General features: G+C 68.3%; 11 protein-coding genes and 1 pseudogene. 5 read left to right on the top strand and 7 right to left on the bottom strand.

Annotated features, from left to right (window positions below):
* Positions 1-862: 862 nt before the first annotated feature.
* A complete protein-coding gene (locus Vgi01_RS30015; protein ID WP_091330077.1) occupies positions 863-1,630 on the bottom strand; it encodes a hypothetical protein in 768 nt (255 codons plus the stop codon).
* Positions 1,627-2,298 carry a hypothetical protein gene (locus Vgi01_RS30010; protein ID WP_204293307.1) on the bottom strand — a complete coding sequence of 224 codons (672 nt, stop codon included), beginning with the start codon at positions 2,296-2,298 and terminating at the stop codon, positions 1,627-1,629. Before Vgi01_RS30010 ends, Vgi01_RS30015 begins: the two co-directional genes overlap by 4 nt.
* 606 nt (positions 2,299-2,904) lie before the next feature.
* Here Vgi01_RS30010 and Vgi01_RS30005 point away from each other — a divergent pair.
* Positions 2,905-3,660: a DUF1345 domain-containing protein gene (locus Vgi01_RS30005; RefSeq protein WP_204293306.1), complete on the top strand. Its 756-nt coding sequence runs from the start codon at positions 2,905-2,907 to the stop codon at positions 3,658-3,660.
* 131 nt (positions 3,661-3,791) lie between these two features.
* A complete protein-coding gene (locus Vgi01_RS30000; RefSeq protein WP_158244849.1) occupies positions 3,792-3,968 on the top strand; it encodes a hypothetical protein in 177 nt (58 codons plus the stop codon).
* Positions 3,969-4,063: 95 nt separating this feature from the next.
* On the opposite strand, the gene Vgi01_RS29995 is transcribed toward Vgi01_RS30000, so the two are convergent.
* On the bottom strand, positions 4,064-6,541 hold the full coding sequence (locus Vgi01_RS29995; protein WP_204293308.1) for an ATP-dependent Clp protease ATP-binding subunit: 2,478 nt from the start codon (positions 6,539-6,541) through the stop codon (positions 4,064-4,066).
* A 167-nt stretch (positions 6,542-6,708) separates the two neighbouring features.
* Positions 6,709-7,143, bottom strand: a complete 435-nt coding sequence (locus Vgi01_RS31040; protein ID WP_239089259.1) for a mechanosensitive ion channel family protein — start codon at positions 7,141-7,143, stop codon at positions 6,709-6,711.
* Positions 7,144-7,247: 104 nt separating this feature from the next.
* Between Vgi01_RS31040 and Vgi01_RS31035 the strand changes: the two genes are divergently transcribed.
* On the top strand, positions 7,248-7,445 hold the full coding sequence (locus tag Vgi01_RS31035; RefSeq protein WP_239089258.1) for a hypothetical protein: 198 nt from the start codon (positions 7,248-7,250) through the stop codon (positions 7,443-7,445).
* A gap of 592 nt (positions 7,446-8,037) precedes the next feature.
* On the top strand, positions 8,038-8,208 hold the full coding sequence (locus tag Vgi01_RS31030; protein ID WP_239089257.1) for a diacylglycerol kinase family protein: 171 nt from the start codon (positions 8,038-8,040) through the stop codon (positions 8,206-8,208).
* Between the two features lie 425 nt (positions 8,209-8,633).
* Here the strand turns inward: Vgi01_RS31030 and Vgi01_RS31025 are convergent, their stop codons facing one another.
* From Vgi01_RS31025 to Vgi01_RS31020, 3 genes are read right to left on the bottom strand one after another with little or no spacing between them, the layout of a single operon-like run.
* A complete protein-coding gene (locus Vgi01_RS31025; RefSeq protein WP_239089256.1) occupies positions 8,634-8,837 on the bottom strand; it encodes a hypothetical protein in 204 nt (67 codons plus the stop codon).
* Positions 8,821-9,825, bottom strand: coding sequence for an MFS transporter (locus tag Vgi01_RS29980; RefSeq protein WP_239089260.1), 1,005 nt, complete (start codon positions 9,823-9,825; stop codon positions 8,821-8,823). The genes Vgi01_RS31025 and Vgi01_RS29980 overlap by 17 nt, the downstream gene beginning before the upstream one ends.
* Before the next feature lie 23 nt (positions 9,826-9,848).
* A complete protein-coding gene (locus tag Vgi01_RS31020; protein WP_239089261.1) occupies positions 9,849-10,040 on the bottom strand; it encodes a hypothetical protein in 192 nt (63 codons plus the stop codon).
* A gap of 233 nt (positions 10,041-10,273) precedes the next feature.
* Here Vgi01_RS31020 and Vgi01_RS29975 point away from each other — a divergent pair.
* Positions 10,274-10,471, top strand: a pseudogene (locus Vgi01_RS29975) (transposase); the annotation flags it as partial.
* Positions 10,472-10,573 lie beyond the last annotated feature (102 nt).

Raw genomic sequence — 10,573 nt, 5'->3', positions numbered from 1 at the left:
AGTAGCACTTTGTTAGGTTTGTTCGGTGTGTCGCTTTCAGGGCGGTTCACCCCTATTCTGGACCAGGGAGGGCTTGCCCGAGTGTGGGTGGGGTCAGGGTTTATCGACTCCGGCGGCGGTGCCCGCGGGCCCGATAGCGGTGCAGATGATGGAAGGCCCGCCGTCCGTGTCCGTCTTGAGGAGCTCGGCGAACCGAGCAAGTTCGGCATTTTTCGTCGGAGCCGTCCGCTCGAAAGCATGGGCGGCCCGGGTGCCGGGTACCCACCGGGCATGGGTAGCCACAAGCGCAACAAGCATGACAGCGGCGGCGTGTCGGCGCGGGGCCGCCGGCACCCGGGCAGCGGAGCGCGGGGCCGGCAAGGGGCCACCGTGGAGCACTCGCCGGACCAGCGGCACGAGCACACCGCAACCGGATCGGCCGGCACCGAGCGCGACCATGGTCGGTCGAAGGCGGCCGGGGAGGGGCGGGTTAACCGCCAGGGTACGGCCTGACCCGCTGTTACCTCTCTTCCGCGCGCTCGTCGGTCAGTTCCCGGGACTCCCTCTCGCGGAACAGTCCCCAGCGCACAATCCCGGGGCGTTGCCGGTAGCTGCGGACCAGCTCCATCGCTTTCATGAACTCCGGCTGCCGCTCGGGAGGAGGCACGCCGAGGCCACCGTCACCAGCACCGCGGCGTCGGCCACCAGCCCCAGACGAAGGCGCCGGCGGCCTGCTGACGGCGAAAGTCACGTGGTAGATCGCCAGGCTCGGCCGCCGGGGTTGGTGTAAGCCCGGCGGAAGGTGCGGGCATGGCGGGCGCGATACCTCGCTGGTGGGGTCGAGGCACTGGGGGCGGGCGTGCGGCGATGTGAGTCGCCGCCCTCAGGCGGCGCCCGTACCGGTGAAGGTTGCGATCGCGAGAAGGCCGGAGTAGGCGGCCAGGCCGGCGGTGAACCAGGTGAGGCTGGAGTGACGCTCGGGTGTTAGTTCGTCGACGAAGACGTTGAGCAGGATCCCGCCGCCCAGGAACGCGGTGAGCAGGTTCATCAGCAGGCCGGTCGGCTGGGCGACGACAGCGGCCAGCCAGCCGGTGCCGGCACCGGCGACGAGGACGAGGCGCCACCGGGTGGTGAGGCTGACCGGAAAGTGCTGGGCCAGCACGCCGTCGGTGGCCAGCACGTGCAGCCCCATGGCGACGGCGAACAGCACCGCCGGCCCGAGCCCGGCGTGCAGCTTGGTCGCCAGGGTGTACGTGATCAGCCCGCTGTAGAGGGCGAAGAAGCCGAGTTGGAACGCGAAGACCACCCGGGTTGGCTCCTGCTTGTGGCCGCTTGAGCGATGGGTGGCGCGTTCCAGCACGTAGAACGTGAAAAAGCCGACCAGCGCCACGAAGAACAGGATGAATCCGCGCGCCGGGGTGACGTCGACCTTTTCCTCTAGCACGTGGGCCACGGCCTGGTTGCCCTCGGCGAGGCGCGGCAGCAGGTATAGGAAGACGTACGCTGCGGCGATGCCGCCACCGAGCGAGGCCACCGCGTGGGTGGGCACCGGCAGCCTCCGGCGGATGTACGGTGCGAGCAGGTGAAGTGCCCCCAGAACGAACGCCATCACCAGCGTCGCCCACAGGCTGCCCGCCGGGGTCAGTGTCACCGGAGCGTGCGAGGGTCAATGCCGCCGGCACTTCGTCGGCGACTGGCGCTCACCCATCGACTACTAACGTTAAGCCACCCGCACCCTGGAGGCTGCGCGGGCGGGTAAAGATGTTGCTCGGCCAGGTTATCCAGGAAGGTCTGGCAGTATCCGACGATCCGGGCGAACTCGTCGAGATCCGTCTCGTCCTCCCCAGGGCGGTCCACGCCCCAGTTGCCGGCTGCGTTAGTCAAGCTCTGCCAGCGGCGACGCGCGTCGTCGGCGTCCAGCGGACGGCGCAGGCACCGGGGGTCGCGCATCAGGAAGCCGATGGCGTATTGGTCGATGGAGTGCTGAAGACGAAGCTGCAGTTCGCGCCCCTGCACACGGGCGTATGGGCGGCGTCCGTGGAGATGCACCACCGTGCCTGCAGACATACCATGGCGGTGCCACGGATGAACGTGTGGAGTGTGGCCGACAGTTCCCTCGCCCGGAAGTAGTAAAGGAACGGGAAGCGCTGGTTCGTCGGCTTGGGTCTGCACCTTACGGGCCGCGTTACTGAGCTGTGAGGTGAGTGGGTAGATCGACAGAACGTAGGTGATGGCTGCGGGCATCAGTCCGAAGCCTGCGGCGGCCTCAATGACCGTGATCAGGCGTAGTGTGTCAACGCCGGCGGCGACAGCCCACATCCGTGACTCCCAATCCGCACCGGAGCCTGCGGCCCGACGATGCGACGTGTCCATGCTGTTGGAACCGTTCCGATTGGCAGCGACGGCCGTGCCGGCTCACTGAAACACGCCGTTGAGCTGGCGGGTCGTCCTCGTACCGCACTGCCGCTCTTCCGCCTCTGGCGCTGCGGTTGCGCGGCGCCTTCGTTTCGTCCGGGCGTACCAAGTGGAGTCCTTCGTGCTGTCCTGGCCTGTCACCGGCAGTCGTGCCGCTGAACACCCATTTTCATCCGGCTCGCGGGTCGCGGATCATCGGATCTTCGCCACGCAGCGCCGCCGTCACCGACGCTACGTCGACTCCCTGCTTTTGATCCGGGCCTACTCGTTCGCCAGCACATTCTCCGCGAAACCGGACTGGTCCGATGGCCATTCCGGGATTCGCCGCAGGCTCCACTGCCCTGACGCAGGCTGTTACTGGCCGGCCAGCCTCCTGCTCGGCACTTCTCCCGTGAGCGCAACCGCCGGATGACTTTGTCCGGCTGCCGGCCGTCTCATCGGCGCCCCGGACGGCGACAGTCTGGCTCATCGAGCATCGTATGCGGGACCAGCCGCGAGCCGCCTTCGAGCGTGGATCGCCGTCGACTCGCCACCTTCGCGCAGCCCGATCCGGTGATGGCTCCGGGTTTCCGCTGCTCGACCCGGTTGATCCGGAACGCTGAATGGGTGGAGCAGCGATCGGGACGACCGGCGCTGGGACGCCTGCTGTCGGTCAGGCGTGCGCTGTGGTCGTTGGCCGTCGGTGTCGTCGCCGGGGCGGCCGCCGCGCTGGTCGGGGCGCCGGAATTGACGCCGCTGGTGATCTGGACGATCGCGGCGGGCACGATCCTCATCTGGGTGTGGCGGGCCTGCTGGTCGGCGAGCCCGAAGCGTACCGAGCAGCTTGCCGAGGCGGAGCGGCACTCCCGTTCCACTGACTCGGCGATCCTGATCGCGTCCGTTGTCAGTCTCGCCGTCGTGGGCGAGGCGCTCGTGCGCGCCTCGAACCAGCAGGACATGGTCGCTGTCACGCTGGTGATCCTTAGCGTCGTCGGGGTGGTCTTGGCGTGGGTGCTGGTGAACACGGTCTTCGCGTTGAAGTACGCCCGGCTGTACTACCGCGACAACAGCGGTGGCATCGACTTCAAGCGGAACGATCCACCGGCGTACGCCGACTTCGCGTACGTCGCTTTCACGGTCGGCATGTCCTACGCCCCGGGCGAGAACGAACCGACGAGTAACCGCATGCGCCGGATCGCGCTCGGGCACGCGCTGCTCTCGTATACCTTCGGAACTGGCATCCTGGCCGTCGCCGTCAACCTGGTCACCAACCTGGGCCAGTCGTGATCCACGTGGCATGGCATGCGCCCGCTGCTGGAACGGATCCGCGCGTACCCCGGCCGGGACCCCTCGGGCAGTGGGGCGCGTCGAGGAGATGAAGCTGACCAACGTTTCTGATCCGGCCCTGGGACGACCGGATGCTCAACCTGCTCACCACCTGGTTCACCGAGCACTTCTTGCAGAACTGGATCCGGCACGAGACGCGGGTGATCGGCGAGACCAGGCTCCACGTCGATCAGACCGCCGACCCGGACGACCTCCGCGCCGAGGCGAGGCGGCTCGTCAAAGCGTCACCGCTGTGGGATCGGCATTAGATAGAGGGTGCTGCAGATGGTGGACGCGACGCCCGAAGGAGCAGGTCATTCGTGAGCTGTTCCTCAGGCTTTCGATGACGATGGTGGGACGGGCATCATGTGCCGGCCGACGCGGCGGCGGGCCGGACCGAGAGGTCGAGTTCGCCGCCGCCGACATTGACCTCGATGGTGTCGCCGGGATTCGCCCCGTCCTCGAGCAGCAGGGTCGATAGCCGGTCTTCCAGCTCACGCTGGATGCTGCGCCGCAGTGGCCGCGCCCCGTACTCGGGCTGGTAGCCCCGGTTGGCCAGCCACTGGGTGGCGTCCGGGCTGACCTCAAGGTTGATGTCCTGTGCGTGCAACCGGCGGCGGGTGCGGTCCAGCAGTAGGCCGGTGATCTCGAGGAGCTGGTCCCGGTCTAGGCCGGTAAAGATTATGATCTCGTCGATCCGGTTGAGGAATTCCGGCCGGAACCGCTGCCCCAGCAGCCCCATCAGTTCCTCGCGCTGGTCGCTGACCGGACGCCCTGCCGTCTGGGCGGCCAGAATGCGGTCCGCGCCGATGTTGCTTGTCATGATCAGGATGGTGTTGCTGAAATCGACGGTGCGACCCTGCGCGTCGGTGAGGCGACCGTCGTCGAGCACCTGCAGCAGCGCGTTGAACACATCCGCATGCGCCTTCTCTACCTCGTCGAAGAGCAGCACCGAGTATGGCCGGCGCCGGACCGCCTCGGTGAGTTGGCCGGCCTCCTCGTACCCGACGTAGCCCGGGGGCGCTCCGACCAGTCGGCTGACTGTGTGCTGCTCCTGGAACTCGCTCATGTCGAAGCGGATCATGCTGGACTCGTCGCCGAAGAGCGCCGCGGCGAGGGCTCGGGCCAGCTCGGTCTTGCCGACGCCGGTGGGTCCAAGGAAGAGGAACGACCCGTCGGGTCGCTGGGGGTCACTCAGCCCGGAGCGCGATCGGCGTACGGCGGCCGCCACAGCCCGTACGGCCTCGTGCTGGCCGACCACGCGCTCGTGCAGTTGCTCCTCGATGCGCCTCAACCTCTGCTTCTCTACCTCCGTGAGCTGGGTGACGGGAACACCGGTACGGCGGCTGACCACTTCGGCGATGTCGCTCATGTGCACCTCGGGCACCGGAGGCGTGCCCTCCTGCGCCGCCGCCAGGTCCCGCTCGGCCGCACCGATCTCGGCTTTCAGCGCACCCGCGCGCTGGTAGTCCTCGTTCGCCACCGCGCTGTCCTTCTCCCGGCGCAGCTGGGACAGCCGCTTTTCGATCTCCTTTTTGTCCGGAGCCGGGGTGCGGGAACGCAGCCGGACCCGTGCCCCCGCCTGGTCGAGCAGGTCGATGGCCTTGTCCGGCAGGAACCGGTCGGTGATGTAGCGGTGGGACAGTTCAGCCGCGGCGTCCAGCGCTTCGTCCGTGTAGCGCACCTGATGGTGCGCCTCGTACCGGTCGCGTACGCCCTTGAGGATCGCGACACTGTCCTCCACGCTCGGCTCCGACACCAGGATCGGCTGGAACCGGCGCTCCAGCGCCGGGTCCTTCTCGATGTAGCGACGGTACTCGTTCAGTGTCGTCGCGCCGACCACGTGCAGTTCGCCGCGGGCCAGGGCGGGCTTGAGCATGTTGCCGGCATCCATGGCCCCCTCGCCACCGCCGCCCGCGCCGACAACGGTGTGCAGTTCGTCGATGAAGAGGATCAGCTCGTCCTCGGCGGCCGTCACCTCCTGGATCACATTCTTCAGTCGCTCTTCGAACTCACCGCGGTACTTGGTGCCCGCCACCATCCCGGACAGGTCGAGTGCGACCACACGCCGGTTGGCCAGGGTTTCGGGCACCTCGTCGTTGATGATGCGCTGCGCGATGCCCTCGACGATCGCCGTCTTGCCGACGCCCGGCTCGCCGGTGAGCACCGGATTGTTCTTCGTACGCCGGGAGAGCACCTCGATCGTGTCGGCGATCTCGTCGTCACGCCCGACGACCGGATCGAGCCGCCCGGCCCGGGCGTCCTCGGTGAGGTCCCGCCCGTACTGGTCCAGGGTGGGGGTGGTGCTGGCCCCGCGCCCACCGGCGCCGCCAGCCGGCGGCGTGGGCCCGGTGACGGCCCCACCGAGGGCCCGCAACGCCCGGCCCGCGGTCGTCTCCGGGTTCGCGGCGATGCCGAGTAGGAGGTGTTCGGGGCCGATGTACGTCGCGCCGGACCGTCGCGACTCGCGGTGCGCGTCGAGCAGGGCGCGCTTCGCCGCCGGCGCGAGCGGAGGCGTGTCCTCGCGTGGCCTGCCCCTGGGGACGGCCGACTCTATCTGGCGAGCCAGGTCGTCGGAGTCGGCGCCGCTCGCGTCGAGGATCCGGCGGGTGGGGTCGGACTGGGCAGCGGCCCACAGCAGGTGCTCGACGTTGAGGTACGGGCTTCCCCACTCCGTAGCCTGCTCGGCTGCCCGTTGCAGGAGTTGCCGCGATTCGGTGGAGAGCAGCCGGGACAGGTCGACCCGCTCCACCGGACGTCCCGCGAACGGGTCCCCTCCGAAGAACCGACTGATCAAGTCGTCCAAGGAGCCGCCGGGGATGCGGAACGCGTCGAGCGACATCTCATACCCTTTCTGCCGGTGGGGTGGGTCCTCGGCACAGGCCCACCTGAACGCTACGCACCTTTCGCCCACAGAGTTGGCCTTTACGGGTTTCTGGGGAGGCCAGGGTTTGTACTCGCCGCGGGTGCAGGGCAGCCACTGAGGGTGGTTGTCGCGGATGTAGCGGATCAGGCCCTCGCGGAGGTCGCAGCGGAGGTCCCAGGCGCTGGGCCGTCGGCGGCTGAGACCTGCACCTCGATCACGACGCTCGATGCGGTGGCGTCGACCATCTGCAGTACCCACTGGCTCCGGTCCCACAGCGGTGAGGACTCGACGAGCCGTTGCGTCTCCATGCGCAAGTCCTCGAGGTCGGCGGTGTGGCCCACGTGGATCTGGACCTTGCCGACCACCCGCGTCTCGTGCCGGGTCCAGTTCTGGAACGGGCGCTCGGTGAAGTACGTCGTCGGCAGGATGAGCGTCCGGTCGTCCCACAGCCGGACGACCACGTTGGTCAGCTTGACCTCTTCGACCCGGCCCCACTCGCCCTCGATGACCACCACGTCTCCGACGTGCAGACCGTCCGAGAAGGCGACCTGAATACCGGCGAACGCGTTGCCCAGCACGGTCCGGGCGGACAGGCCGATGAGCGCGCCGACGACGCCGGCCGAGCCTAGGACGGAGATCCCGAAACGCGCGGATGGGCGCGAAGGTGGTCATGATCAGGCCGGTGGCCACGATCGTGATCACTGCCGAGGTGAAGCGTCGGACGGGGCGGATCTGGGTTCGGGCCCGCCGGATCCGGCGGTCCGCGACCACCTCCGGCGGCAGCCGGCTGAAGGTGACGCCCTCGGCGACGTGCAACGCCTTGATCACCAGCCAGGCGACGCTGCCGATGAGCAACAGCCCGATGGCGTGTCGGACGTAGCCGAGCCATCCAATCGGCCTCGGCGGCAGTGCGAGGTACAGCCCGGTGAGGAGCAGCATGGCGGCCGTCGGACGGCGGCAGGCGTTCCGCAGCGGTCCCAGGACCCACCGGTAGCGACCGTGGTCGGCGCGACGGACGAGCCTGCGCGTGCCGATGTCCAGCAGCACGGCCACCACCAGCGTGGCCAGCATGATCAACGCCGCGCGCATCAGGCGGCGACCGCCGCGGTCTCGACCGTCATCCCGCTGCGCTCCTCGCCCACGTCGCGACGTACAGAGGACGGGTTACCGCCTGACCCTATGCACACCGGGAGGACACGGAGAGTACTTCCTGCCAAGAACACCCCTTCCGGGTGGCACAAATAGCCGCCGGCACCGCGGTGAGAGGCAGGCGACGCGTACGGATCTGATCGGCTGAGTAACACCGGCGGCCATGAGCACGAGCACCTCCGTGGGCGCCCCGCGGGTGGCCGCCGCCCGGATGGGCACGGTCGCGGTCGTCGCCCACCGCGGGAAGACCCTCGGCGGCGGCCTCGACGAGCTGCGGGCGGAGCTGGCCGGGCGCGGGCGTCGAGAACCCCATTTGGTACGAGGTGCCGAAGAGCCGCGAGGCCCCGAAGAAGGTCCGCAAGGCGCTGAACAAGGGGGCCGAGCTGATCTTCGTCTGGGGCGGCGACGGCATGGTGCAACGCTGCGCCGACGCCCTCGCCGGCACCATCGGAAGCAGCCGCAGTAACGCCAACGCGTCCGTCACACCGAGATAGGCCAGTCGAAGCAGCAAGGCCGATCATCATGCCGGGGGAGGGAGAGGCAGTCGGGAGAGGACCCTGCTCCTGCGGCCACCGTCGAGATCCGCTTACAGCGGCTGCACCTGGGCGGACGAGGTTTTCGGCAAGGTCAACGTTCTGACCCCAGAACTCACCATCGGCCCTGGCGGAGGGAGTGCTCACCCACCGCGGCTACCGGGTGTCGGGTAGGCCAGCGGCTGACCCGACAGCTCCCATTAGCCTCTGTCTGCCCTTGGGGGACGCCCCCGAGCGCGGAAAGCGTCCGGTCTCGGGACCTGCGTGACAGATTTTGATGGCCTCGTCGGCGTCCTGCGCGTGGCTCACCAGCCCATCCTGCCGCACGGCGTCCGCGGTCCGCTGTCTCCGCGTCGATCATTCGCTGATGCCGGACCCCTCCCCGATCAGGCCGGTGCTGCCGAGGGCTGACCGCCGCCTCCCCCGGACTGCCTGGCTTCCCGCGCGGTCAGCGGTTCGGCGACGTCTTCCAGGCTGCGCTGCTCGGCCCGGATCCCCAAGATCAGTTCGACCACGCCGGCGGCCACCATGACGCTGCCGCCGATGGTGAAGGCGAGCGCGGTGTCACTGAGCTTACCGGTTCCGATCAACCGGGCGAACAGCAGCGGCCCGGCGGTCCCGCCGGCCGCCGTGCCGATGGCGTAGAAGAAGGCGATGGCCAGCGCCCGGGTCTCCAGCGGGAAGATTTCGCTCACCGTCAGGCGCGGAGCTTGCCCCCGCCGAGGCGAAGAACAGCACCACGCACCAGCACGGGGTCAACGTGGTCGCGGTGAGAACGCCCCGATTGAAGAGCACGGCGGTGCCGAGAAGGAGCGCCCCGGACAGCAGGTAGGTAGTGGAGATCATGGCTCGTCGGCCGACCGTGTCGAACAGCCGGGAGAGCACCAGCGGTCCGAGTAGGCTGCCGAACGCGATCAACGCGTAGTAGTAGCCGGTGTGGCCGGACGGGATCTTGAAGAAGGTCTCCAGGATCTGGGCGAAGGAGAAGGTGATCGAGTTGAAGAGGAAGGCTTGGCCGACGAAGAGTGAGAAGCCGAGGATCGTCCGCTTCCGGTAGCGGGTGAACATGACCCTGGCGATGGTGGCGATGCCGATGGTCCGGCGCTGCCGTACGACCACGTAGCGGTCGGGCTCCGATAGTGCGGCGCCGGTGCTGCTCTTGACCTCCTGCTCGATGCGGGTGACCACCTGCTCCGCCTCGCGTTCGCGACGGTGGATGAACAGCCACCGCGGGCTCTCCGGCACGGTGCGGCGGACCAGCAGGATCCCCAGCCCCAGGACGAAGCCCAGGCCGAACGCGAGCCGCCAGCCCAGGAATGCCGGGAAGGCGGTGAGCAGCGGCACCGTCAACAGGGCACCCACCATCGCCCCGAACCAGTACGTCCCGTTGATGACGATGTCGATGCGGCCGCGCAGCCGGGCCGGGATCAGTTCGTCGATCGCGGAGTTGATCGCCGAGTACTCGCCGCCGATGCCGAAGCCGGTCAGGAAGCGGAACAGGAAGAACCACCAGGCTTCGAAGGCGAAGGCGGTCAGTCCGGTCGCCACGAGGTAGACGGCCAGCGTGATCATGAACAGTTTCTTCCGGCCGAACAGGTCGGTCAGCCAGCCCCAGAACAGCGCCCGGCGCAGGCACCCGCGACGTACATCGCGCCGCCGAAACCGGTGACCTGGCTCTGCGTGATCTGGATGCCGCTGCCCGGCTTCGCGAGCGCGCCGGTGAGGTTGCCGACGACCGTCACCTCGAGGCCGTCCAGGATCCACACGACACCCAGACCGATCAGGATCCGCACGTGCCAGCGGGACCACGGGAGCCGGTCCAGCCGTGCGGGGATATTTGTCCTGAGAGCGCCGCTTTGTGAGGTGCTGGGCATGGCCCGGCGTACCTGGAAGGATCCGTGACAAACCGGCACCGCCGGACGGAGTGCCGCCGGTGATGGCCTGCAACAGCCAGTCGTGGTGGTGACCTCGCGCGCGCAGCGCGATGGCGGGCCCAAACCCGCTCGCCGAGAACCAGTTCGTGCTCGGAATCCTGCCGGAGATCGTCAGGCGCACCGACGATGTCAAGGGCTTCAAGGTCCTGCCGCGTAGGTTGGTGGTGGAGAGAACGTTCGGCTGGCTGGTACGTGATCGGCGTCTGGCCCGGGAGTACGAGCCGTTGACCGTCAACTCCGAGGCCATCATCAAGGTAGCGATGATTCGATTCATGACGATACGTATGGCCGCGCAGGCGGTCCGGTGGAACAACGCGACCGACCGCGAAGCCGCCCGACGTATCAACGTTGAGCAGCTTCTCGCTCGGTAGTCATCCGGTTACCCGACGTCC

The sequence above is a fragment of the Micromonospora gifhornensis genome, assembly GCF_016863515.1.
Taxonomy (GTDB): Bacteria; Actinomycetota; Actinomycetes; order Mycobacteriales; family Micromonosporaceae; genus Micromonospora; species Micromonospora gifhornensis.
The sequence above is the reverse complement of the archived record's forward strand: the minus strand, read 5'-3'. Positions and strand labels throughout refer to the sequence as shown.